Below are 24,591 nucleotides of genomic sequence, written 5' to 3'. Positions count from 1 at the left end.
CCCTTAGATCTCGAGCGCTTTCGGCTGCTGAGCCGTATGCGGATGCGTGGCTTCGGCGTAAACCTTCAGCTTCTTGATCATCGCGTAGCCGAGCGGCCCCTTAGGCAGCATGCCCTTCACGGCCTTCTCGAGCGCGCGGCCCGGGAAACGCTCCTGCATCTTGCCGAACGTCGTTTCGTAGATGCCGCCCGGGTAGCCCGAATGGCGGTAGTACTTCTTGTCCGTCGTCTTGTTGCCGGTAACCTTGAGCTTGCCGGCGTTGATGACGATGATGAAATCACCCGTATCGACGTGCGGGGTGAACTCAGGCTTGTGCTTGCCGCGAAGACGGCGTGCCACTTCGCTGGCGACACGGCCGAGAACCTTATCCGTCGCGTCAATCACGTACCATTCGCGCGTCACCTCATGGGCTTTGGCGGAAAATGTCTTCATGATCGATCCCAAAAATTGCCCTGCCCTTCATGTTGTTCCTGCTTGTTCGCGGCGCTGACGGTACCCGGCCTTCGTCGTCTCTCGACTTCGTCGGCCCGCTCCGGCGCGCTGCCGGCCGCTGGATCGTTTTCGGTGCCGAAAACCCCCAAAGGCTCTTGCTGCAGGCTCTCCCTGTTCTTCTTCCGCGGGCATGGATGCGGAAAAGCCCTGAATTATAAAGGAATTCGTCAAGCAGAGTCAAAAAAAAGCCCGAACTCTCGGTTCGGGCTTAATCCACCTAAGGAGGAGGGTGGAGGAGACATGCGGAGGTTGCCAACGTCGACAACCAATGAATTGCATTGTACAGACGGGTTGGCGAACGCGCAAGAAAATTTGCATTGCGAAATCGAAATTCATAATGTGGAATAAGCATAGGCGCGATCGCGGAAAGGGGCTCGAGACAACCGGACGCCCGGGCGGGGTTCGCTGCACTGCAGCGAGCGCCCGGCAGCGCGGTAGAATGGCGTTTGAACTGATCAACCGCGCGGGAGCTTCGACATGGAATGCAAAGTGAGCTGGATGGGGCCTGACGGCATGGCGTTCGCCGCCGAGACCGGCAGTGGCCATCTCGCCATGATGGATGGAGCGCCCGAAGGCGGTGGCCGCAATCTTGCGCCGCGGCCGATGGAGATGGTGCTGCTCGGCACGGGCGGCTGTACTGCCTACGACGTCGTGATGATCCTCAAGAAAAGCCGGCAGGAGATCGCGGGCTGCTCCGTCACGTTGAAGGCAGAGCGCGCGAGCGAGGATCCGAAGGTGTTTACGAAGATCCACTTCCATTTCACCGTCACAGGCAAGAATCTGAATCCTGCGACGGTCGAGCGCGCCATCAACCTCTCGCACGACAAGTACTGCTCGGCTTCGATCATGCTCGCGAAGACGGCCGAGCTTTCGCATTCGTTCGATATCGTCGAGCACTGAAGCGCGCGTCATCAAGAAAAAAGCCGGCGCCGAGAACGACGCCGGCTCTTCCATGATCGGCAAAGCGGGCCGGTAAGCCGGATTCTGTGCACGCGCAACGCCGCAATGGGCGCCGCGCGCGTGGCAGCCATTCCTCTAGGCGCGCCATTGCTGACGCGCTCGAGCTTCCTACCCGCAGGCGCGACGGGGGCCCCGCCCTGCATCCGAAGATGCGTGCCTGCCTACTTGGAATTGCTCCGGGTGGAGGTTGCCGTGCCGGACTGCGTCGCCGCAGCCGCGGTGCGCTCTTACCGCACCGTTTCACCCTTGCCTGATCCCGGCTTGCGCCGGGCCATCGGCGGTCTGCTTTCTGTTGCCCTGTTCCGCGTGTCGCCACGGATGGCCGTTAGCCATCACCCTGCCCTGTGGAGTCCGGACTTTCCTCGCCCTCCCACCGTCAGGGCCGAAGCCCGACATCAGGAGGCCGCGACTGCCTGGCCTGCTTTGCAAATGCAAGTATAGCAACAGCCACGCACGTGCATGCTTACGGGCGCTGGCGCTACAGCGCGCCCCTCTTCCACAAGGGCGCCGTGCCGTCAACGAAGCGGCGTGCGCAACTCGGCCGCCCCGACTCGGCGGCCCCTTCGAAACACGCGCTCGTCGTCGTAAAAAGCAGGATCGCGGTTGGTCGGCCACCAGCCCGGAATGCCGAGAACAGGCAGCGGGGCAAACAGGCGGCTCCTCAGCGGTGCCGCGGCAAGCGCTGCGGCGATGGTCTCATCGAGCCATGTCGTTTGCCGTGTGGCGGCCCAGTCGAAGAATTCGGGCGGCGCGTCGACGATCCAGGCGTGCCCGGTGCAGGCCTTGTAGGGCTCGATCAGCTTTTCGAGCAACGCATGTCCGAACGGCCGAACCAGACAACGCCGCCCCCAGGCGGCGCGCTCCGTGACAAAGAGACGCCGCCAATCGAATTCGACGAGCGCGCGACTCAGGGCCGGATCGCACGCGACGAAAACGACGGCGTTTTCGTCGAAGAGCGTCAGCGCATCGCGCTCGGCTCCCCGAGAGCCGCCGATCCCGTCGCGCGCGATGGCCCGCGCCTGTCTGGCGTTGAGAACGGCCTTCACGCGCGGATAGCTGAACCAGACCAGGGCGTTGAAAAAATCGTGCAGGTTCTCCCGGGTCGGCACACCGCCCGTCGCCGCGATGTGCGCCTCGTAGGCGGTACCGGCGGGCAGCTCCGCCTGCGCGATGAACGTCAGCGGCGCGCCGCGGCCCGTTGTCTGCGCGCTCGCGCGCGCATCGCGCCGCAGTTCGTCGAGGTAATCGTCGGGGTGCTCGAGTGCCACGCGTTGCCAGCGCTTGCCGCGCTCGGCAAAAGGCGAGAACCAGGCTGTGGACCAGTCGATGCGATCGAAGTCGACGAATCCCGCGCTCACGTTCGTATCGGCCGGCTAAACGATCAGCACGGTCAAGCGAGCCGCCAGCCGATTTCTTCCCCGCCGCGCAGCGGTACGACCGAGGATTCACCGGCCTCGATCGCGGCCGGCAGCGTCCACGGCTCGCGCACGAGCGTCACCTTCACGGTGCTGCGCGGCAGGCCGTAGAAGTCCGCGCCAAAAAAGCTCGCGAAGCCTTCGAGCTTGTCGAGCGCGCCGGCCTGGTCGAACGCTTCCGCATAGAGCTCGAGCGCATGGAGCGCGGTGTAGCAGCCTGCGCAGCCGCATGCATGCTCCTTGAGCCCCTTCGGATGCGGTGCGCTGTCCGTGCCGAGGAAGAAGCGCGGATCGCCCGAGGTAGCCGCCGCGACGAGCGCCACACGATGCGTCTCGCGCTTCAGCACCGGCAGGCAATAGTAGTGCGGCCGAATGCCGCCCTGGAAGATCGCGTTGCGGTTATAGAGCAGATGATGGGCCGTGATCGTCGCGCCGAGCCGCCCCGGCGGCGCGCCGGCGTCGCGAACATAGTCGGCCGCGTCTTTCGTCGTGATGTGCTCGAACACGACTTTGAGCGCCGGGAAATCGCGCCGCAGAGGCTCCATGACGCGATCGATGAAGACTTTCTCGCGATCGAACAGATCGACGGACGGGTCCGTCACTTCGCCGTGAATCAGCAACGGCATGCCCGCTTCCTGCATCGCCTCCAGCGTCTTCGCGCAGTGGCGAAGATCGGTGACGCCGGCGTCCGAATTCGTCGTCGCCCCGGCCGGATAGAGCTTCACCCCGTGCACGAAGCCGCTCTCTCGCGCGCGCTGGATCTCGTCGGGCGCGGTGTTGTCCGTCAGGTAAAGCGTCATCAACGGCTCGAAGGCCATGCCCGCGGGCAACGCGGCCAGGATCCGCTCGCGGTAGGCGCGCGCCGCCTCGGTCGTCGTGACGGGCGGCTTAAGGTTGGGCATGACGATCGCGCGGCCGAACTGGCGCGCCGTATGCGGCAGGACGGCCGCGAGCATCGCACCGTCGCGCAAATGAAGATGCCAGTCGTCGGGACGCGCAAGCGTGAGCATCGACGGACGGCCGCCGCTTGCAGCGGCGGTCTGGGACGAAGGGGAAACGGTCATGGCGACGATCGAAGAAGAGAGAACCGGCTTCTCGCGCCGAAGCCCGGCAGCGAAGCGACGCGCGGTTTATGCAAAAAATGCCGGGACGGGTCGTGGAAAAACCGCAACGCCCATCGGGCCGTGCATGCTGATTTCGCTTTTTTCGGTCAGCGGCTCGGTATATGCTTCAAAAAACATATTGTAGCGGGTTCGGCGAAGGGTTAGCCCCGTCGCGGCCCGCACCCCTCAGCACCATGTGCCAACTCCTCGGAATGAACTGCGCCGCGCCGACGGACGTCACGTTCTCCTTCACCGGCTTCGCGGCGCGGGGCGGCGTCACCGATCACCACGCCGACGGATGGGGCATCGCCTTCTTCGAAGACAAAGCCTGCAGGCTCTTCATCGATCATCAATCGTCGGCCACCTCGCCGATCGCCGAGATGGTCAAGCGTTATCCGATCAAGTCGAAGAACACGATTGCGCACATTCGCAAGGCGACGCAAGGTCACATCCTGCTCGAGAACTGCCATCCGTTCATGCGCGAACTGTGGGGGCGGCACTGGATCTTCGCCCACAACGGCGACCTGAAGGACTACCGGCCGACGCTCTCGGGCATTTGCCAGCCGGTCGGCACCACCGATAGCGAGCTCGCGTTCTGCGCGATCATGCAAGGCCTGCGGAAGGCGTTCCCTTGCGCGCAGCCGCCGCTGCACGATCTTTTCGCGGCGGTCGCCGAACTCACGCGCGACGTCACGAATTACGGCGTCTTCAACTTCCTCATGTCGAACGGGCAGGCGCTCTTCGCGCATTGCTCGACGCATTTGCACTATCTTGTGCGACGCTGGCCGTTCTCGACCGCGCATCTGATCGACGCGGACATGTCGATCGACTTCGCGCAGTACACGACGCCTGAAGATCGAGTGGCCGTCATCGCGACGCAGCCGCTCACCGACGACGAGGTCTGGACGGCCTTCGAGCCCGGCGATCTGCTGATGTTCCAGGACGGCGACGTCGCCGCGCGCACGCATATCCCGGTGCCGGCACACGTGCTCGAGAAGGCGCGCAACCCTGCCTGCGACGAAACCGCTTCGGCCTCGATGCGCAAGGCAAAGGCGGATGCGACCGGAGATCTTGCCGCTGAAGCGGATGACGTCGCGGCCTTCGAATCGTGATTCGGCCTACGCCGCGAACCAGTATGGTTAGACGTCAGTGCAGGATCTTCGCGAGGAAGTCTTTCGCGCGATCCGATTTTGGATTGGCGAAGAACGCATCTTTCTGATCATCCTCCACGATGACGCCGCGGTCCATGAAGATCACGCGGTGCGCGACTTTCTTCGCAAAGCCCATCTCGTGCGTGACGACCATCATCGTCATGCCTTCCTTCGCGAGTTCAACCATCACGTCGAGCACTTCGTTGATCATCTCCGGATCGAGCGCTGAAGTCGGCTCGTCGAACAGCATCGCGACCGGATCCATCGAGAGGGCCCGCGCAATGGCGACGCGCTGCTGCTGGCCGCCCGAAAGTTGACCCGGGTACTTGTCCGCATGAGCGCGCAAGCCGACGCGATCGAGCAGCTTCATTCCCTTGGTCGTCGCTTCGTCTTTCGACCGGCCGAGCACTTTCTGCTGCGCGAGCGTCAGGTTCTCGGTGATCGTCAGATGCGGAAAGAGCTCGAAGTGCTGAAACACCATCCCGACCTTCGCACGCAGCTTCGACAGGTTCGTGCTCCTGTCCTTCAGCGACTGTCCGTTGACGACGATATCGCCCTGCTGAAACGGCTCGAGGCCGTTCACGGTCTTGATGAGCGTCGACTTCCCCGAGCCGGACGGTCCGCAGACGACGACGACTTCACCTTTGTTGACCTCTGTCGTGCAATCCGTCAGCACCTGGAACTGCCCATACCACTTCGATACGTTCTTGAGTGAAATCATCTTGCAACCTTTTTCCGAAGCCCTTTGACCACGCCGGAGGCAACCGCGCACACGACAAAATAGCAGGCGCCCGCAAACAGTATCATCTCGACCATGGTGCCGTCCCGATCGCCGATATTCGTGGCCGTGCGAAAGAAATCCGCGAGGCTGATCACATAGACGAGCGACGTGTCCTGAAACAGCACGATGGCCTGCGTCAACAGCAGCGGAACCATCGCGCGAAACGCCTGCGGCAGGATGATGTAGCGCATCGATTGCCAGTACGTCATGCCGAGGGCGAACGATGCGTTGACCTGCCCGCGCGATACCGACTGAATCCCCGCGCGAATGATCTCCGAGTAATAGGCTGCCTCGAAGAGCGAAAAAGCGACCATCGCCGAGGCCAGGCGAATGTCGATGTTCGGCGACAGCCCGAGCACGTTCTGTAGCAGTTGCGGCACGATCAGGAAGAACCACAACAGCACCATGACGAGCGGGATCGAGCGGAAAGTCGTGACATAGCCCTGCGCGAACCACGCGAGGGGACCGATGCCGGAAAGACGCATCAGCGCGAGCATCGTCCCCCAGACGATGCCCACGACGATCGCGATCACCGTGATTTCGAGCGTGACGACAGCGCCCGACGCGAGCGCCGGCAATGCGCCGGGAATACTCGTCCAATCGAATTGGTGCATCACTTGCCTCCGATATAGCCGGGCAGACGTGTTTTGCTCTCGACCCAGCGCATGAACGCCATCACGACGAGATTGATGATCAGGTAGGCAACCGTCACGGCGATGAACGATTCGTAGGCCTGCGCCGTATAGTCGACGAGTTGCCGTGCCTGCGCGGAGAGTTCGAGCAGGCCGATCGTCGAGGCGACGGCCGAGTTCTTGAAGATGTTGAGAAACTCGGACGTGAGCGGCGGCACGATGATGCGGTAGGCAACGGGCAGCAGCACGTGCCGATAGGTCTGCCACTGCGTGAAGCCGAGCGCGAGGCCGGCGGCGCGCTGTCCGCGCGGCAATGCCTCGATGCCCGAGCGCACTTGCTCGCAAACGCGCGCGGCCGTGAAGAGGCCGAGGCAGACCACCGACGACGTGAAGAACTGCACGCCGGGCGGCAATTGCTTGAACGCGGTGCCGATCGATACAGGGAGCAGTTCCGGCACGACGAAGTACCAGACGAAGAACTGCACGATGAGCGGAATGTTGCGGAACACCGAGACATAGACGGTGCCGATACCGGTCAGAAGGCGGCTCGGCGTCGTGCGCAACACGCCGAAGAACGATCCGACGATGAGCGCGATCACCCACGCGCAAAGCGAGACCGATACCGTCATCCACATGCCCGAAAGCAGCCAGCCCAGGTATGTCGTGGGCTCGCCGGTGGAGACGGGCTGCACCAGGACGGCCCAATTCCAGTGATACGACATGTCAGAGACTCCAACGAAAAGAACGGAAGAAGCGCTGCGCTCCTTCCGTCCGATTCAATCTTTCAATAACGTAGCGAGAAAGCCGCCGACGACCCCGGCGCTCAGTCGATCGCCTTGTCGTTCGGGTTCTTGAAGAGGGCCTTCATGTCGTCGCTTTCGGGGAATTTGAGGTTGAGCCCCTTCGGCGGAATCGGCGATTCGAACCACTTCTTGTACAACTGATCGGCCTCGCCCGACTTCTCGACCTGCGCTATGGCATCGTCGACAACCTTCTTGAACTCGGTATCGCCCTTGCGCATCATGCAGCCGTACGCCTCGCGCGACTGCGGCGTGCCGACGATCACGAAATCGTCAGGCGTTCTCGATTTCGCGCGCTCTCCCGCGAGCAACGCATCATCCATCATGAACGCGACCGCGCGGCCCGTCTCGAGCGTATGGAACGACTCGCCGTGATCTTTCGCGCTGATGATGTTCATCCCCATGTTCTTGTCCTGATTCATCTTGCGCAAGAGACGCTCGGATGTCGTGCCGGCCGTGGTGACGACGGTCTTGCCTTTCAGGTCGGGGAAATCCTTGATGCCCGAGTCTTTCTTCGTCATCAGCCGCGTGCCGATCACGAAGATGGTGTCGGAGAAATCCGCTTGCTGTTGACGCTCGGCATTGTTCGTCGTCGATCCGCATTCGATGTCGACCGTGCCGTTCTGCACGAGCGGAATGCGATTTTGCGAGGTGACGGGAATGTTCTTCACCTGTACGTTCGGCATATTGAGCTTCTTCTTCACCGCGTCGACGATCTTCATTTGGAAGTCGCGCGAGTAGCCGATCACCTGCTGCTTCTCGTCATAGTACGAAAACGGAATCGAGGATTCGCGATGCCCGAGCGCGATGACGCCCGTATCCTTGATCTTCTTCAACGTGCCCGAATCCTGCGCGAACGCGCTGCCCGCCATCACGGCACCGGCGCAAAGCGCAACCAGCATGCTCATCTTGAACTTCATTGTGCGATCTCCTTCTTTAACCTTCGCAAAGCCCCGCGCCAGTGTAGCGCAAAGTAATGCTGTTGAAAGCATCGAGTTCACTCGCGATGTGCGCCCGCAAACGGAAAGCGGGCGGCATGGTCGATGCCGCCCGCACCCGGCGCCCGGCGCACCGTGTTATGCACGATGCTCGAGCGCCATCACGAGGATTGTTTTATCGAAGCGACGCCCGCAGCACGGGCGCGTCGACTCGCGCAAAAGAGGCTCAGGGGTAGAGCCCGCGCATCTCGCGCGCCATCAGGATGCGTTTGCAGGCAACGATGAACGCGGCCGTGCGCATGGAGACGTCGTTGTCGCCCGCCACCTGCCAGACGGCGTTGAACGCTTCGCGCATCACGCGCTCCAGGCGCTGATTGATCTCGTCTTCGGTCCAGAAGAAGCTCGAGAAGTCCTGCACCCATTCGAAGTACGAGACCGTCACGCCGCCGGCGTTCGCGACCACATCGGGCACGACGAGCACACCGTTGTCGTGCAGGATGTCGTCGGCCGCCGTCGTCGTCGGGCCGTTCGCGCCTTCGACGATGATCTTCGTCTTGATCTTCGAGGCGTTCTTCTCGGTGATCTGGTTTTCGAGGGCGGCCGGAATCAGGATGTCGCTTTCGATCGTCCAGAATTCGTCGTTGCCAAGCGGGTCCGCGCCGGCGAAGCCGCCCACACCGCCCGTCTTCGCGACATGGTCGAGCAGTGCCGCTGTATCGATGCCGCTCGACCGGCAGATCGAGCCCGTGTGGTCCTGCACCGCGATCACTTTCGCGCCGGCTTCCTGGAAGAGCCGTGCGGCGATGCCGCCGACGTTGCCGAAGCCCTGAACGGCGACACGCGCACCTTCGATCTCGAGTCCCTTGCGGCGGGCCGCCTCCGTGCCGACGACGAACACGCCTCGGCCCGTGGCCTCGCGACGCCCGAGCGAGCCGCCGAGCGAGATCGGCTTGCCCGTCACGACGCCCGTAGCCGTCTGGCCCTGGTTCATCGAATACGTGTCCATCATCCACGCCATGATCTGTTCGTTCGTGTTAACGTCGGGCGCGGGGATGTCGGTGTTCGGTCCGATGATGATGCCGATCTCGCTCGTGTAACGGCGCGTCACGCGCTCGAGCTCACCACGCGAGAGCTTGCGCGGATCGACGCGAATGCCGCCCTTGGCACCGCCGTACGGCACGTTCACCGCCGCGTTCTTGACTGACATCCAGGCCGAGAGCGCCATCACTTCCGAGAGCGTCACGTCCTGGTGGTAGCGCACGCCGCCCTTGCCGGGGCCACGGGAGACGTTGTGCTGCACGCGATATCCCTCGAAGTGGGCGACGGTGCCATCATCGAGTTCGATGGGCACGTCGACGATGAGGATCCGCTTCGGGCGCTTCAACGTCTCGATCCAGCGCGAGAGCGAACCGAGGTACGGAGCGACGCGATCGACCTGGCGCAGATAGTTGCCCCAGGGACCGAGATCGTCGGCATGGAGGTAGGAGGGAATCGATTGCGCCAACGGCGCGGACGACGATTGCGAAGACATGGACACTCCAGCGGTCACAGAATGTGCGCCATTGTGGGAAAAGCGGTTTTTGAAATCCAATGCCGATTGGTCATCCTGTTATGCAAAAATTGCATAATGCATCACCAGGCATTTCAGCCAATCTCACTGGCCTCGCTCTTTCCGTTCACGCCGAGTTCGTCGGCGACCACCTGCCATAGACGCTGCACGAGCCGCTGACGTCGATCGTCGGCGGCAGCGGCAAGCTTGTCGCGATAGAGGCGAATCTCCATCGTCAGCGTGAAACGGTCCGCGGCCGCACCGCGCGTCGGGCGATCGAGCCGGATCAGCGCGCCCGCCGCGACCGCGTCCTCCACCGCGCTGTGCGGCAGGAACGCGACGCCGTGGCCCGCGAGGGCCATCGCCTTGAGCGCCTCGGCCATGTCGGTTTCATAGACGCGGTCGAGGTAGAGCCGCTCGGGCGCTTTCGCGATGATCACTTCGGTCATCCGGCCCAGGTACGCGTTCGGCGTGTACGAGAGATACGGAACCGGCGCATCGCTCGTGCCCGGCAGTTGAAAGCGCGGGCGCCCCGCGCGCGACGGCGCCGAGAACGGGCTGATCGGCTCGAAGCCGAGCGTGAGCATGTCGTAGTGACCCGGATCGAGCGCGACCGGATGGCTCGGATGGTGATAGCCCATCACGAGATCGCACCCGCCCTCGACGAGCGAAAGCACGGCGTCGTGAACGTTGAGCGCCCGCAGCCGCGTATGAATGGGCCCCATCTGTGCCTCGATTCGCTGCAGCCATTTTGGGAAATAGGTGAGCGAAAGCGTGTGGGGGACGGCGAATTCGATCGTCGTGGCGGGCGCGCCGATATGGCCGCGCAACAACACGCGCGCCTCGTGCACTTGCGAGAGCATCGCGAGCGCCTGCTCGTAGAAGACTTCTCCGGCATTGGTCAAGCGCGTCGGATAGACGGAGCGATCGATGAGCTCGGTGCCGAGCCACGCTTCGAGTGCCTGGATTCGCCGTGAAAAAGCGGGCTGAGTCACATGCCGAAGCTCGGCGGAGCGGCTGAAGCTGCGCGTTTCCGCGAGCGAGACGAAATCTTCGAGCCACTTCAGTTCCATGTCCGGTCTCGCGTACCCGTGGCAATCATGTTCGAGTCTCCTCGGAGAAGGTCGGACGCCATTGTCGCGCATGCCGCTTTCCGATGCCTCGGGGAAGTGCTTCAAGTCCCTCATCGAGCTTGCGCAACGCACCATTACCGAGCGCGCGGAGCACGCGGGCAGTGCCGCCCGCGCACCGCTGGTGCGCAAGCCGAACGAAGGCCGTTCCCGCCCCTCGTTGCCGCCGTTCGCCCGAGATCGAAACGGCCATCCCCGACAAGCGGCCTGCAATGCTGGATTCGGCTTTCATCTGACTGACACCCGCGCCGCCAAAAGCAACAACCGATGGCCGGGAAGCCCCGCGCACCGGACGATGGCATGGCCCTTGCGTTTCGATGCGGCCGCGCTGCATTGCAAAAAGACAAAGTGCGCGTTTCACCTTCGATCACCCGACGTGAGGATGTCATGAAGAACCTGCAACACGCGCTACGGAGCGGCAACTGGCGTTCGCTTCTCGCCTGCTTTCTCTATTTCGATACGGGCTTCACCGTCTGGGTCCTCTACGGCCCGCTTGCGCCGTTCATCGGCAAGGACATCGCGATGTCGGCGGCGCAGCAAGGCTTCCTCGTCGCGGTGCCCGTGCTCGCGGCCGCTATTCTGCGCGTCGCGCTCGGCAATCTCTATCAGTCGGCCGATGGCCGGCGCGTCGCGTTGATCGGCGTGCTGCTGTCGGCGCTGCCGACCATCGTCCTGCCATTCTGGCCCGCGACGCCGTCGTACTCGCTGCTGCTCGTGCTCGGCGTCTTTCTCGGGGTCGGCGGCGCGAGCTTCGCCGTGGCGCTGCCGATGGCGGGCAGCAGTTATCCGCCGAAGGTGCAGGGCCTGGTGCTGGGGCTTGCCGCGGCCGGCAACATCGGCGCCGTGCTCGACGGCTTCCTCTTTCCGCATGTCGCCGCCGCGCTCGGCTGGCAATTCGCGACCGCTGCGGCACTGCCGCTTCTGGCGATCGCCGGCCTCGCCCTTTTTGCCTGGGCCGACGATCGCGCCGAAAAGTCGGGGAGCCTGCCGCGCGCGGCGGCGAGCTTCGCGGCGGTGCTCGCCGGGCTCGTGGCACTGGTGCTCGCGGTCAAGGCCGGTGTCTTCGGCTCAGGCAAAACCGGCGTGCTGCTCTTGCCCGTGTTCGGCGCGGCCGGCGCCATCGCGCTTTTGCCCGCCCGCTATCGGGCTGTCCTCGCCGAGCGCGACACCTGGGTCATGATGCTCATCTACAGCATCACCTTCGGTGGGTTCGTCGGGATGTCCTCGTATGTCACGCTGCTGCTCACGAACCTCTATCAGATGCCGAAGCTCGAAGCCGGCCTCTTCATGTCGCTGCTCGCGTTTCTCGGCGCGATCGTGCGCCCGATGGGCGGCTATGTCGCCGACCGTGTCACGGGCGTGCGTGCGCTGATGCTGCTGCTCGCCGTCATCTCCATCGCCGATTTCGCGTTCGCCGCGTGGATGCCCCCGCTCGGCGGCGGCATCGCGCTGCTCGTGCTCCTCTACATCGCCTTCGGGCTCGGCAACGGCTCGACGTTCCAGCTCGTGCCGCATCGCTGGAAAGGCAAGACGGGTTTGCTTTCGGGCGTCGTCGGGGCGGCGGGCGGCATTGGCGGGTTCTACCTTCCCGTCGTAATGGGCATCGCGAAGGAAAGCACGGGCAGCTACCAGATGGGCTTCGCGACGTTCGGCGCGCTCGCGGCATGCGCTTGCGGCATCCTCGTCGCGCTGCGCGGCCAGTGGCTCGTCTGGGCCGCGCCGGCCGCCACCGCGGCCAATGCGTCGATCCCTGCGAGCGCCAGCATCGGTCAAACGGCTTCGGCAGGGAAGTGACACGCGAGCGAGCGCCGCGGCGCTCTCGCCGCGACAAGGAATCTCCGGTCTGACGGCTGGCGCCGCTCGCTTAGCAGGGCGCGGCCAGCCTGGGCGGCTGGCGACCCGAAGGTGGTAAAATTCGCGGTTCCCTTCCGCTTCCGAACGGGCGCATTCGGGCGCCCGACCGCCTCATCATGTCCGATACCCGCGCCGATACCCTTTTCACGCTCACCGCCCTCTCCCCGCTCGACGGCCGCTACGCGGCCAAAACCGAAGCACTGCGCGACTGGCTTTCCGAAGCCGCGTTCATGCGTCATCGCGTGACGGTCGAAGTTCATTGGCTCATCGCGCTCTCGCAGGCCGGCTTCGCCGAGGTCCCCAGGTTCTCCGGGGAATCCGAACGGTTTTTGCTCGAGCTCGTCGAGCGCTTTTCCGCACATGACGCCGCGCGCATCAAGGAAATCGAGCGCGTGACGAACCACGACGTGAAGGCCGTCGAGTACTGGCTCAAGGAATCGGTGAAGGGCCAGCCCGAGCTCGAGCGCGCGAGCGAATTCATCCATTTCGCCTGCACCTCCGAGGACATCAACAATACTTCGCACGGTCTCATGCTGGCCGGCGCGCGCGAGCATGTCATCCTGCCCGCGCTGCGCTCCGTCCATGCGCGGCTCGTCGCGCTCGCGCGCACGCACGCCGAGCAGCCGATGCTCTCGCGCACGCATGGCCAGCCGGCGAGCCCGACGACGCTCGGCAAGGAAATCGCCAACGTGGCCGCGCGCCTTGCGCGCGCGATCGAGCGCATCGCCGCCGTGCAAATTCTCGGCAAGATGAACGGCGCCGTCGGCAACTACAACGCCCATCTGTCCGCCTACCCCGACTTCGATTGGGAGGCGTTTTCGCGCAACGTCGTCGAAAATCGCCTGAAGCTGGCGTTCAACCCCTACACGATTCAGATCGAGCCGCACGATTACATGGCGGAGCTCTTCGATGCCGTCGCGCGGGCGAACACGATCCTGCTCGATCTGGACCGCGACGTCTGGGGCTACATCTCGCTCGGTTATTTCAAGCAGAAGACGAAAGCGGGCGAGATCGGCTCGTCGACGATGCCGCACAAGGTCAACCCGATCGATTTCGAGAACTCCGAAGGCAACCTCGGGCTCGCGAACGCGACGCTGCGGCATCTCGCCGACAAGCTGCCCGTCTCGCGCTGGCAGCGCGACCTCACGGATTCGACGGTTCTGCGCAACATGGGGGTAGCGCTCGGCTACTCGCTGCTCGCCTATGACGCGCTGATCCGCGGCCTCGACAAGCTGGAGGTCAACCCGCAGCGTCTCGACGAGGATCTCGACGGATGTTGGGAGGTACTCGCCGAGCCCGTGCAAACGGTCATGCGGCGCTATGGCATCGAAAACCCTTACGAGCAGCTGAAGGAGCTCACGCGCGGCAAGGGCATCACGCGCGAAGCCCTGCGGCAGTTCATCACGACGCTTGCGATTCCCGACGATGCGAAGGCGCGCCTGCTGGCGATGACGCCCGGGTCCTACATCGGAAAGGCCGTCGAGCTCGCCAAGCGGATCGGCTAACGGCCTCGGCTCAGCCCGCTGTGGCTTGGCGGGCAGATCCGAGCGGCTCGGCTTACAATGCCTTCGCGGCTGGAGGGAGCACAAGGCCGCTATTCACCGCGTCCGAAGAAGAACCTGGCTTCAATGCCGATCCTCGTTCGACGACATCGGATCATCGTCTCTCGACTGAGGATTCCCGATAGGAGTGATGGCAGATGAGCATTTCCAGATTGCGGCGAGCCGCCGTGACGCTTGCCGGTATCGCTTGCGCGAGCGCGGCGGTCGTCGCGCAGGCCGCGCCCATGTCTTTTTCCGTGCCGCTCAACGGTTCGGAGCAGGTGCCCCCGGTACAGACGAAGGCAACGGGTGACGCGAAGCTGACCTACGATCCCGATACGCGCGTCGTGACGTGGGACATTACGACCCACGACCTCTCGGGCCCCGCGACCATGGCGCACTTCCACGGCCCGGCCACGGAGGGGAAGAATGCGTCCCCCGTCGTATGGCTTTCGAAGAAGGGCTCGACGAGTACGCCGATCGAAGGACCCATCAAGGGCAAGGCGACCTTGTCCGAGGAGCAAGCGAAGGAGCTCATGGCAGGCGAGCTCTATATCAACGTGCACACGAAGGAGCATCCGGACGGCGAGATTCGCGGTCAAGTGATGCCGCCCAAGCAATAACGGTCGCAAGCTTCAGAGATACTTCGCGAGTACGGCTGCCGCGACACTCGCGGCAGCGAACAGCAGCAACGCGAGCCCCATCGACCCGAGCAGGGGCTCGCGCACTCCCGCTGGCATCGATTTGCGGCCGTTCAGCATCGGCCACAGCAAGTTGTGCCCCTTCGCCGCGGCATAGACGGCGATAGCCAGCAGATGCATCGCCACAGCGGCAACGAGTGCGTCCCACAACCATGTGTGCAAATCGGTGATCGCATTGGCGATCCACGCCGGCACCCATGGCGTGAATGGCCCCTCGTCGGCCACATCGTTGTTCGTGTAGAGACCTGTCAACGTCTCGCCCAGCAGCAAGGCGAGCAACAGCACCACCATCCAGCCGCCTGCCGGGTTATGCCCGATCTGCAAGTCGGGCTCGCGCCGTAACATTCGCCGCAAGTGATGCAGGGCCGCGGCGGGCGACGCGACAAAACGGCGAAACCTTGCCGTCTCGCTGCCGAAGCAGCCCCAAAGGATGCGAAACAGCACCAGCGCAAGCACCGCTTCACCGATCCAGGCGTGCCAATCCATCCGGTTGAGCCGTTCGGTCACATAGGCGGCCGCGACGAGCACGACGATGAGCCAATGAAAGAGCCGCGTCGGCACGTCCCAGACGAGGACGCGGCGCGTATTCGCCCCCAGCGCTGCGGAATCGACATGTTTGTTGTCCATGGTCGCGGTGTCCTAAGCAGGGACAGGGCAAATGGTATCCCGAAACATCGTCTTCGCTTACGGCGTCCGAACGTCGACAAGCGTCGCACTGTGCTTGTATCGCCCTCAAGATCCGTCATCGCAAGCCGATATTGTGTCTGGAGCTATTTCGGGCGATGCTTCGCGGTAGCGAGGACGCGACCGAATGAAGCAACGATTGCGAGTGCAGTCATCAAACGTCGCCGGCAACCAAGAAGAAACCCTGGACAAGTCAACCTTTCTACGCTGGAGACCTCGTGATTCGACAAGCACTCGCCGCCCTGCTTCTCGTGCTGGGCAGCATCGGCAACGCGCTCGCAGGCGGCCCGGACTGCTCCAGGCCTTTCACGCTCGCGCTGCATGATCACGGCCTGCTCTATTCGCTCGATACCGACACAGGCATCGACAAGGATTTCGCCGAAGAACTGACCCGCCGCAGCGGTTGCCAGATCCGCGTCAGCCTTATGTCGCGCGCGCGGATCTGGAATCTGATCGAATCGGGCGCGCTCGATTTCAGTCTCTCGGGCATCGCCAACGACGAGCGCATCCGTTACGCCGACTTCGCCTGGTACTTCAGCAACAAGTACTACCTGCTGGTGCGCAAGGATTCGGGCATCCGGCAATTGTCGGACTTCGAGCACAACGATCAATTCCGGCTCGGCGTCATTCGGAGCTTCCGCTACAGCGAATCGGCGAACCGGCTTGTCGATTCGCTGGCCGCCGCGAACCGCGTCAGCCAGGCAGGCGGTCTCGAGCCGCTCTACGAAGCACTCGTCCTCGATCATATTCAAGGCATGATCATCGAGCCGTTCGATTACCCGGCGATCGACGATAAGAAGATCCGCGACATTACGACGATCGTCGAATTCAACGATCCGTCGGTGCCGCACGGTCTCATTATGTCGAAGAAGGCACTGTCCCCCGAGGAGCGCGAGAAGTGGCGGGCGGTCGTCAACGAGATGCGAGCGGACGGCACGGTTCGCCGCATCTTCGAAAAGTATTTCAAACGCGACCTGGCCGATACCATGGTCGACTTCAAGTCCCCGCCGTGATCCGGGCACGCCTCGTTCTGCTCCCCCTCGTGATCCTGCTGGCCGGCCTCGGCATCACGTGGGCCGTGTGGAACCATGAGCGCCAGGCGTCCCGCCATGAACTGCTGGCTCAGTTCAACTTCGAGCTCGGCGACGCCGTCGGCCGCATCGAGCAACGGATTGCCGCTTACGAACAGTTGCTGCGCGGCGTCCAGGCGCTCTTCGTCGCCACCGGGACGATGGACCGGGCGCGGTTCCACGACTACGTGAACGCGGTCAGCTCGGATGCCAACTTCTCCGGCATCCAAGCGCTTGGGCTGGTGCAATGGGTCCCCGCGGCCGGCAAGGCCGCCCACATTGAAATGATGCGCGACACCGTCGACCGCGAATACACGATCGTTCCGGCCGGCACGCGCGAAAGCTATGCGCCGATCGTGCAGCGCGAGCCGCCGACGGACCGACGGCGCAGAGTGCTCGGCTTCGACGTATGGGCGACTTCCGCACGGCGGCTCGCGTTGGAGAAGTCGCGCGATTCGAGTCTTGCGGTCGTGTCCGGCAAAGTGCAGCTCGCCGTCGATGCGGGCGACGAGACGCAGCCGGGCTTCGTGATCTACCTCCCGGTATATGCCAAGGGCGTGCCGCTCGATACCATCGAGCAGCGCCGGGCTGGCCTCATCGGATGGGTCTATGCGTCGTTCCGGATGCACGACGTGATCGCCAGCCTCTACGGCCAGCTTTCCCCGGGCCTCTCGCTCACCATCTACGACGGTGTGGAGCCGACCGACGCCGCGCTGCTCTATCGCTCGCCTAACGTCAACAAGCGACCGCTGGCCCAGGGCCTTTCGTCGAATGAGTACCTTGTCGTGGGCGGGCACGAATGGGTGCTCTCGATGGTTGCGCTCGACGGCTTCCAGTACCGGTTCGAACGCGATTCCCAGACGCTGATTCTCGTCACGGGCACGGGCCTGAGCTTGCTGCTCGCGCTGCTGGCGTGGGTGATGGGAACGGGCCGCAACCGAGCCATGAGGCTCGCTTCGGCCATGACGAAGGAGCTGCGCATCTCCGCGGTCGCGTTCGAGTCGATGGAGGGCATGATGGTCACCGACGCGAGCGGCAGGATTTTGCGCGTCAACTCGGCCTTCACCGCGTGCACCGGCTACACGGCCGAAGAATTGGTCGGCAAGATGCCGAGCATCTTGCAATCCGACCGTCACGACAAGGCGTTCTATCGCGAGATGTGGGACACGATCCATCGCACCGGCGGCTGGCAGGGGGAAATCTGGGATCGCCGCAAGAACGGCGAGATCTACCCGAAGTGGCTGACGATCACCGCGGTAAGGGGCGACGACGGCAACGTGACGCATTACGTCGGCACGCACAACGACATTACAGAGCGCAAGATCGCCGAGGAGCGCATCAAGGAGCTCGCCTTCTTCGACGCGCTCACGCGATTGCCGAATCGCCGGCTGCTATGGGACCGACTGCGGCAAGCGATCGCCGTGAGCGCGCAGAATGAAACCTGCGGCGGCCTGCTCTTCATCGACCTCGACAACTTCAAGACGCTCAACGACACGCTCGGTCACGACAAAGGCGACATGCTGCTGCAGCAGACGGCGCAGCGTCTTCTGGCCTGTGTCCGCGAAGGCGATACGGTCGCGCGCGTGGGCGGCGACGAGTTCGTGCTGGTGCTCGGCAGCTTGAGCGCGAACGAACAGGACGCGGCGGGCCAGATCGAGGCAATCGGCGAAAAGATACTCGCGATGCTCGGCAAACCCTATCAGCTCGAAGGCGCCGATCATCGCAGCACGGCAAGCATCGGCGCCACGATGTTTCGCGGGCACCAGGCCACCATCGAGGAACTGCTCAAGCAGGCCGACCTTGCGATGTACAAGTCGAAAGAGCGCGGCCGCAACGCGATGTGCTTTTTCGATCCGACGATGCAAACGGTCGTCGTCGAGCGGGTGGCGATGGAGGCCGCGCTGCGCCGCGGCATCGACGAAGCGCAGTTCCTGCTCCACTATCAGGCGCAGGTGGGCGCCGGCAATCGCGTGACGGGAGCCGAGGCGCTCGTGCGCTGGCAGCATCCCGAACGCGGCATCGTGGCGCCGGCCGAGTTCATCACGCTCGCGGAGGAATCGGGGCTGGTGCTACCGCTAGGCTACAAGGTGCTCGAAGACGCCTGCGCGAGGCTCGCGCGATGGTCGGGCGAACCGGAATTCGCGCATCTCACGCTCGCCGTCAACGTCAGTGCGCAGCAGTTCCGTCAGCCAGGCTTCGTCGGCGATGTCCTCTCGATCATCGGGCGCACGGGAGCCGATCCGAACCGGCTCAAACTCGAGCTGACCGAAAGCGTGGTGGTGGACAATGTGCAGGACATCATCGACAAGATGGCCGCGTTGAAAGCCGTCGGCGTCTCTTTCTCGCTCGACGATTTCGGCATCGGCTACTCGTCGCTTTCGTATCTGAAGCAGTTGCCGCTCGACGAACTGAAAATCGATCGCTCCTTCGTGCGCGACATCCTCATCGATCCCAACGATGCCGTCATCGCCAGGACCATCGTGGCGCTCGCTCAGAGCCTCGGCCTCGACGTCATTGCCGAGGGCGTGGAGAACGAAGCGCAGCGAGACTTCCTCGAGCGGGCGGGATGCCATGCATGGCAAGGCTACTTCTTTTGCCGTCCCGTGCCCGTGGCCGAGTTCGAGGCGTTCGCGAGTCGAAACGGATAGTGCGGATCCCTATCGAATCCGAGCCCGCGCACAGGCACACGCACACGCAACCGCACGCGCGGATCAGCGTTGCCGTTCCCGCGCGATGCGCGCGACGACCTCGTCGACGATCGCCTCGGGCGTGTGCTCGATGCTGATCGTCATCGCCTCGTCCTCGCCGGGCTCCTCGAGCGTGTCGAGCTGGCTGCGCAGCAGCGAGGGATCGAAAAAATGCCCGGTGCGCGAGCCAAGCCGCTCGTGCAGCACCTCGAACGACCCCTTCAAATAAACGAAACAGACATCGGCGTCCGCCGGCGCGCCGCCGCGCAGCACGTCGCGATAGACGCGCTTGAGCGACGAGCAGCCGAACACGGCCGTCTCGCCCGCGCGCACCTTCGCTTCGATCGCTGCGCGAATTGCCGCGAGCCACGGCCAGCGGTCGTCGTCGGTCAGCGGGATGCCGTGCGCCATTTTTTCCTTATTCGCGGCGCTATGGTAGGCATCGCCATCGGTGAAGCTGCATGACAGGCGTTCGGCCAGCAGCTCGCCGACCCTCGTCTTGCCCGCACCGGATACGCCCATCACGATAAAAATCATCTTTCCTCCGTTTGCTTCCTCAAAGGACCGCCGCCAGCGCAAACGTCAATCCGAGGCCGAGCAGCGAGATGATCGTCTCGCAAAGCGACCAGGTCTTGAACGTTTGACCGACCGTCATTCCGAAATATTCTTTGATCAGCCAGAAGCCGCCGTCGTTCACGTGCGAGAAGATCAACGAGCCGGAGCCGGTTGCGAGCACCAGCAATTCGGGCCGAACATGAATCGTGCCCGCCGACGCGATCGGCGCGACGATGCCGCAGGCCGTCGTCATCGCGACCGTTGCCGACCCCGTCGCGAGGCGAATCAGGGCCGCGACGAACCAGCCGAACAGCAACGGCGAAAGCTGCGCATGCGTGGCGACGGCGACGATTTGCTGGGAAATCCCGCTGTCGCGCAATACGCCGCCGAAGCCGCCGCCCGCGCCCACGATCAGCGTGATGCCGGCGATCGGCGCGAGGCAGTCCCCGCAGAACTTCTGGATCTGCTCACGCGTAAAGCCGCGTTGCGCGCCGAACGTCCAGAAGCTCACGAGCACGGCGATCAGCAATGCGACGTCGGCGTTGCCGATGAAACGAAGCAGATTGTTCGGAACGGTTTTTGGCGCAAAAAACAGATCGGCCCAGCTGCCCACCAGCATCAGCAGCACCGGCAGCAGAATCGTGAAAAGCGTGATGCCGAAGCTCGGCAGTTCGCGGCGGCCGGCGCCGGGATTCGCGCCGGACGCGAGCTGCGCGCCCACCGCACCGCCCGGGTTGCCGCGATCGTTGCCGTTGCCCTGGACGAACTGCGCGGCGAGCGGATTGACGGCGGGCAGCTTGATTTGCCGGTACACGAGCAGTGCGAAGATCGGCCCCGCGACGAGCGCCGTCGGCACGCCGACGATGATCCCGTACGCCACGGTCTTGCCGATGTCGGCACCGTACGCCTGCACGGCCAGCAGCGCGGCCGGGTGCGGCGGAATCAGGCCGTGCACGACGGAGAGGCCGGCCACCATCGGCAGACCGATCAAGAGCAGCGACTTGCCCGTGCGCTTGGCGACGTTGAAAGCGATCGGAATCAGCAGCACGAAGCCGACTTCGAAGAAGACGGGCAAACCGACGATGACGGCGACGAACATCATCGCCCAGTGAATGTTCTTTTCGCCGAACCAGTCGATCAGCGTGGTGGCAATGCGCTCCGCGCCGCCCGATTCAGCCATCATTTTGCCGAGCATCGTCCCGAGCCCGACGACGATTGCAATGTGGCCAAGCGTGCCGCCGTTGCCGTTCTCGAACGACTTCACGATCTTGTCCATCGGCATGCCGGCCGCCATGCCGAGCCCGAGCGAGACGAGAATCAAGACCAGGAACGGGTACAGCTTGTAGCGGGTGATCAGCAGAATCAAAAGTGCGATGGCGATCACCGCGTAGAGAAGCAATAGGCCGCCTTGGACCGATTCCATGAAACACCTCCTTGGTGTGGATATCCGTTCGACTTGTTGTACGACCGGCGCAAAGCATTGCCGAAATCGGGGACCGCGCCGACGCTGCATTGTAGGCGGGCTCGGCATTCATGGATAGAACCGGTTCCATCAAGGAAAACCCTCAACATCACCACGATTTGCCGGGGGTGATGCCACAGCCAACGGTGAGTTCGACCAGCGCTATCGAGCGCGCGCACGTGCGCGAGCGCCGCCGGACGCACCGCGAATGCGATGCGCCTCGTGCTTGACCTTGTCTGCGGGGGACTTACTGATGAAGTGGTGCGCGAATCAGTGCTGATGCGCGGCGAGCTCCGAAGCGCCGCGTGCGAGACGGGTGACCTCGTCCCAGTTCTGCGCCGCCAGGGCGGCCTTCGGGGTCAGCCACGAACCCCCGACGCAAACGACGTTCGGCAACGCCAGGAACGTCGGCGCGGTTTCGGCCGTGATGCCGCCGGTCGGGCAGAACTTCAGCATCGGGAACGGCCCGTGGAATGCCTGCAGCATCGCGACGCCGCCAGCCTGTTGCGCCGGGAAGAACTTGACGATTTCATAGCCGAGCTCGAGCGCGACGAGAATATCCGTCGGCGTCATGACGCCGGGTAGCAGCGGCAGCCCTGCGTCCTCGGCCGCCTTGTGCATGTCCTTCGTGAGCCCGGGCGACACACCGAACCGCGCGCCTGCTTTTTTCGCGAGCGCACAGTGCTCGGGCTTGGTGATCGTGCCGACGCCGACGACGATATCGGGCGCGAGCTGGCTCGCCCGCTCGATCGCCTGCAAACCGGCCGGCGTGCGCAGCGTGATTTCCAGCACCTTGACGCCGCCCGCGTGGAGCGCGCGCGATACGTGCTCTCCCTGCTCGACTGAATCGAATGCGAGCACCGGAATGACCGGGCCGAGGCGGACGATGTCTTCGATCTTGTTCATAGAGGACTCCTCCTTGTTTAGCGCGTCGCGTGAACGCTTGGTTCGACCGTCTCGCCAACGAGCGGCCCGAACACCGAGGCGCCCATCTCCGCCGGCATCGCAGCGGCGCGGAAGACGCCGAACAACTCGCGCCCGAAGCCGACCTCGTTCTCGGCCTGATGCTTCGGTGCTTCGACTTCGCGCGCGGCCCATGTTGCTGCGTCGATTTCGACGTCGAGCACGCCGCGCTCGGCATCGATGACGACCGTGTCGCCCGTGCGCAGCTTGCCGAGGGGGCCGCCCTGTATCACCTCCGGCGACACGTGAATGACGGCCGGCACCTTGCCTGACGCGCCGGACATGCGCCCGTCGGTGACGAGCGCGACCCTGAACCCTTGATCCTGCAGCACGCCGAGCAGCGGCGTGAGACGATGCAGCTCCGGCATGCCGTTGGCTCGGGCGCCTTGGAAGCGGACCACGGCGACGAAATCGCGCTTGAGCTCTCCGTTGTCGAACGCTTCCTGCACCGCTTCTTGCGAATCGAAGACGATGGCCGGGGCACGCACCGCGCGATGCTCGCGCGCGACGGCCGAAATCTTGATGACGCCTCGACCGAGCTTGCCTTGCATGAGTCGCAAGCCGCCGTCGGGCTGAAACGGGTCGCCGATCGGCCGCAGGACTTTGGTATCGCCGCTCACGTCGACGCCTTGCACCCATGTCAGCGCGCCGTCCACGAGACGCGGCTCCTGCGTATAGCGCGACAAGCCGTTGCCGGCCACCGTCTTCACGTCTTCGTGAAGCAGGCCGCCCTCCAGCAGGTTGCGGACGAGGAACGCCATGCCGCCCGCCGCATGGTAATGATTCACGTCCGCCTTGCCGTTCGGGTAGATCTTCGCGAGCAGCGGAACGACCGCCGAAAGCTTGTCGAAGTCGTCCCAGTCGATGACGATGCCCGCCGCGCGTGCAATCGCGACAAGATGCAGCGTATGGTTCGTCGAGCCGCCCGTGGCGAGCAGCGCGACAATGCCGTTCGCAATCGCCTTTTCGTCGATGACGTGGCCGATCGGCGTGTAATTGCCGCGCTCGACGGTGAGATCGAGCACGCGCCGCGCGGCTTCGGCCGTCAACGCATCGCGCAGCGGCGTGTGAGGATGCACGAACGCGGCCCCGGGCAAATGCAGCCCCATCACTTCCATCAGCATCTGGTTGCTGTTCGCGGTGCCGTAGAACGTGCACGTCCCATGCCCATGGTAGGCGGCCGATTCCGCTTCGAGCAAAGCATCGCGGCCGACTTGCCCCGTCGCGAACTGCTGGCGGATCTTCGCCTTGTCGTCGTTCGACAGACCGCTCGTCATCGGTCCGGCCGGCACGAAGATCGTCGGCAGATGACCGAACTGCAGCGCGCCGATCAGAAGACCTGGCACGATCTTGTCGCAGATGCCGAGGCAGAGCGCGGCGTCGAACATGTTGTGGGTCAGGGCGACCGCCGTCGCCATCGCGATGACTTCGCGCGAGAAGAGCGACAGCTCCATGCCCGGATTGCCCTGCGTGATGCCGTCGCACATGGCCGGCACGCCGCCCGCGAACTGCGCGACGCCGCCGGCCTCGCGCGCGGCGAGCTTGATGATGTCCGGGAAGTCCTTATAGGGCGCGTGCGCGGAGAGCATCTCGTTGTAGGACGAGACGATTCCGACGTTCGGCACGCGCATGGCCTTGATGGCGAGCTTGTCGTTGCCTTCGAGCCCGGCGAAGCCGTGCGCAAGGTTCGCGCACGAAAGCGTGCCGCGCGCCGGGAACTGTCCCTGGGCCGCGTCGATGCGCGCGAGATACGCCGAGCGCGTCGGCTTGCTGCGCGCGATGATGCGCTCGGTCACTTCGATCAGCGTGGGATGCAGCGAAGCCATGGGGGAACGCTCCTTTGCTTTGAAAAACGGCGAGCACCTCTATCTTGGCTCGCTTTCGATCGCAACGACGCGGTGGCGGTAGCCACCGGACAGAACAGCAAGGCCTACTGAGCGCACGAAGTTTAGTAGAAAAACTACATCACAGCAATGGGCAGCACACCCAATGCCCATGAACCCGCCTTCCTGCTCTGTACGGTTTAAGCGCCTAGCTAAAACAGGGCGTAGCAAAATTGTGTAGATTTTCTACACGCGAGCAGCGATACTGTTTCGACGATCGATCATTGCGCACGACGCGTG

22 protein-coding genes and 1 other RNA gene are annotated in these 24,591 nt (G+C 63.8%); 8 read left to right on the top strand and 15 right to left on the bottom strand.

All coding sequences use genetic code 11. The features are described 5' to 3' along the window. Positions 1-3: 3 nt before the first annotated feature. On the bottom strand, positions 4-432 hold the full coding sequence (gene rplM / locus AB4Y31_RS00735) for a 50S ribosomal protein L13 (protein WP_020566108.1): 429 nt from the start codon (positions 430-432) through the stop codon (positions 4-6). 537 nt (positions 433-969) lie between these two features. Here rplM and AB4Y31_RS00730 point away from each other — a divergent pair. Then, a complete protein-coding gene (locus tag AB4Y31_RS00730; protein WP_368672279.1) occupies positions 970-1,392 on the top strand; it encodes an OsmC family protein in 423 nt (140 codons plus the stop codon). Positions 1,393-1,449: 57 nt separating this feature from the next. Here the strand turns inward: AB4Y31_RS00730 and rnpB are convergent. From rnpB to pyrC, 3 genes are all read right to left on the bottom strand, one after another. Next, positions 1,450-1,877: RNase P RNA component class A (rnpB, locus tag AB4Y31_RS00725), an RNA gene on the bottom strand. 90 nt (positions 1,878-1,967) lie between these two features. Beyond that, complete coding sequence (locus tag AB4Y31_RS00720) at positions 1,968-2,810, bottom strand: DUF3025 domain-containing protein (protein WP_368672278.1); 843 nt, start codon at positions 2,808-2,810, stop codon at positions 1,968-1,970. Positions 2,811-2,842: 32 nt separating this feature from the next. Then, positions 2,843-3,931 carry a dihydroorotase gene (pyrC, locus tag AB4Y31_RS00715; RefSeq protein WP_368672277.1) on the bottom strand — a complete coding sequence of 363 codons (1,089 nt, stop codon included), beginning with the start codon at positions 3,929-3,931 and terminating at the stop codon, positions 2,843-2,845. On the opposite strand from pyrC, the gene AB4Y31_RS00710 reads away from it, so the two are divergent. Both AB4Y31_RS00710 and AB4Y31_RS00705 read left to right on the top strand, forming a co-directional pair. Continuing rightward, positions 3,930-4,115 (top strand): hypothetical protein, encoded by a 186-nt coding sequence (locus AB4Y31_RS00710; protein ID WP_104489596.1) that lies wholly within the window; start codon positions 3,930-3,932, stop codon positions 4,113-4,115. The two genes, pyrC and AB4Y31_RS00710, sit on opposite strands and share 2 nt — an antisense overlap. Before the next feature lie 49 nt (positions 4,116-4,164). Then, positions 4,165-5,082, top strand: a complete 918-nt coding sequence (locus AB4Y31_RS00705; protein ID WP_368672276.1) for a class II glutamine amidotransferase — start codon at positions 4,165-4,167, stop codon at positions 5,080-5,082. 34 nt (positions 5,083-5,116) lie between these two features. Here AB4Y31_RS00705 and AB4Y31_RS00700 read toward each other — a convergent pair whose 3' ends face one another. From AB4Y31_RS00700 to AB4Y31_RS00675, 6 genes are all read right to left on the bottom strand, one after another. Then, positions 5,117-5,842, bottom strand: a complete 726-nt coding sequence (locus tag AB4Y31_RS00700; RefSeq protein WP_018439923.1) for an amino acid ABC transporter ATP-binding protein — start codon at positions 5,840-5,842, stop codon at positions 5,117-5,119. Then, entirely contained in the window at positions 5,839-6,516 is a 678-nt protein-coding gene (gene gltK, locus AB4Y31_RS00695; RefSeq protein WP_368672275.1) for a glutamate/aspartate ABC transporter permease GltK, read from the bottom strand. The genes AB4Y31_RS00700 and gltK overlap by 4 nt, the downstream gene beginning before the upstream one ends. Beyond that, a complete protein-coding gene (locus AB4Y31_RS00690; RefSeq protein WP_368672274.1) occupies positions 6,516-7,256 on the bottom strand; it encodes an amino acid ABC transporter permease in 741 nt (246 codons plus the stop codon). The genes gltK and AB4Y31_RS00690 overlap by 1 nt, the downstream gene beginning before the upstream one ends. Before the next feature lie 101 nt (positions 7,257-7,357). After that, positions 7,358-8,242 (bottom strand): glutamate/aspartate ABC transporter substrate-binding protein, encoded by an 885-nt coding sequence (locus AB4Y31_RS00685; RefSeq protein WP_368673409.1) that lies wholly within the window; start codon positions 8,240-8,242, stop codon positions 7,358-7,360. Positions 8,243-8,498: 256 nt separating this feature from the next. Next, entirely contained in the window at positions 8,499-9,803 is a 1,305-nt protein-coding gene (locus AB4Y31_RS00680; protein ID WP_368672273.1) for a Glu/Leu/Phe/Val dehydrogenase, read from the bottom strand. Positions 9,804-9,916: 113 nt separating this feature from the next. Next, positions 9,917-10,894: a LysR family transcriptional regulator gene (locus tag AB4Y31_RS00675; protein WP_368672272.1), complete on the bottom strand. Its 978-nt coding sequence runs from the start codon at positions 10,892-10,894 to the stop codon at positions 9,917-9,919. Between the two features lie 444 nt (positions 10,895-11,338). Here AB4Y31_RS00675 and AB4Y31_RS00670 point away from each other — a divergent pair, with 444 nt between their 5' ends. The 3 genes from AB4Y31_RS00670 (at position 11,339) to AB4Y31_RS00660 (ending at position 14,969) form a co-directional block, all read left to right on the top strand. Next, on the top strand, positions 11,339-12,745 hold the full coding sequence (locus tag AB4Y31_RS00670; RefSeq protein WP_368672271.1) for an MFS transporter: 1,407 nt from the start codon (positions 11,339-11,341) through the stop codon (positions 12,743-12,745). 176 nt (positions 12,746-12,921) lie between these two features. After that, on the top strand, positions 12,922-14,310 hold the full coding sequence (gene purB, locus AB4Y31_RS00665) for an adenylosuccinate lyase (protein ID WP_107150288.1): 1,389 nt from the start codon (positions 12,922-12,924) through the stop codon (positions 14,308-14,310). Positions 14,311-14,504: 194 nt separating this feature from the next. Then, a complete protein-coding gene (locus AB4Y31_RS00660; RefSeq protein ID WP_368672270.1) occupies positions 14,505-14,969 on the top strand; it encodes a CHRD domain-containing protein in 465 nt (154 codons plus the stop codon). Positions 14,970-14,981: 12 nt separating this feature from the next. On the opposite strand, the gene AB4Y31_RS00655 is transcribed toward AB4Y31_RS00660, so the two are convergent. After that, the gene (locus tag AB4Y31_RS00655; protein ID WP_368672269.1) at positions 14,982-15,674 is read right to left on the bottom strand and encodes a cytochrome b/b6 domain-containing protein; all 693 of its coding nucleotides are present in this window, start codon (positions 15,672-15,674) and stop codon (positions 14,982-14,984) included. Positions 15,675-15,949: 275 nt separating this feature from the next. Here AB4Y31_RS00655 and AB4Y31_RS00650 point away from each other — a divergent pair, with 275 nt between their 5' ends. Continuing rightward, the gene (locus AB4Y31_RS00650) at positions 15,950-16,744 is read left to right on the top strand and encodes a substrate-binding periplasmic protein (RefSeq protein WP_368672268.1); all 795 of its coding nucleotides are present in this window, start codon (positions 15,950-15,952) and stop codon (positions 16,742-16,744) included. Beyond that, positions 16,741-19,449, top strand: a complete 2,709-nt coding sequence (locus AB4Y31_RS00645; RefSeq protein WP_368672267.1) for an EAL domain-containing protein — start codon at positions 16,741-16,743, stop codon at positions 19,447-19,449. The genes AB4Y31_RS00650 and AB4Y31_RS00645 overlap by 4 nt, the downstream gene beginning before the upstream one ends. Positions 19,450-19,512: 63 nt before the next feature. On the opposite strand, the gene AB4Y31_RS00640 is transcribed toward AB4Y31_RS00645, so the two are convergent. From AB4Y31_RS00640 to edd, 4 genes are all read right to left on the bottom strand, one after another. Further along, the gene (locus AB4Y31_RS00640) at positions 19,513-20,025 is read right to left on the bottom strand and encodes a gluconokinase (protein WP_368672266.1); all 513 of its coding nucleotides are present in this window, start codon (positions 20,023-20,025) and stop codon (positions 19,513-19,515) included. Positions 20,026-20,044: 19 nt separating this feature from the next. After that, positions 20,045-21,466 carry a gluconate:H+ symporter gene (locus tag AB4Y31_RS00635; RefSeq protein ID WP_368672265.1) on the bottom strand — a complete coding sequence of 474 codons (1,422 nt, stop codon included), beginning with the start codon at positions 21,464-21,466 and terminating at the stop codon, positions 20,045-20,047. A gap of 309 nt (positions 21,467-21,775) precedes the next feature. Next, positions 21,776-22,411: a bifunctional 4-hydroxy-2-oxoglutarate aldolase/2-dehydro-3-deoxy-phosphogluconate aldolase gene (gene eda, locus AB4Y31_RS00630; RefSeq protein WP_368672264.1), complete on the bottom strand. Its 636-nt coding sequence runs from the start codon at positions 22,409-22,411 to the stop codon at positions 21,776-21,778. Between the two features lie 17 nt (positions 22,412-22,428). Then, positions 22,429-24,294, bottom strand: coding sequence for a phosphogluconate dehydratase (gene edd / locus AB4Y31_RS00625; RefSeq protein WP_018439906.1), 1,866 nt, complete (start codon positions 24,292-24,294; stop codon positions 22,429-22,431). Positions 24,295-24,591: the final 297 nt, after the last annotated feature.

This window comes from Trinickia sp. EG282A, assembly GCF_040965455.1.
In the GTDB taxonomy this organism is placed as follows: domain Bacteria; phylum Pseudomonadota; class Gammaproteobacteria; order Burkholderiales; family Burkholderiaceae; genus Trinickia; species Trinickia symbiotica.
The sequence above is the reverse complement of the archived record's forward strand: the minus strand, read 5'-3'. Positions and strand labels throughout refer to the sequence as shown.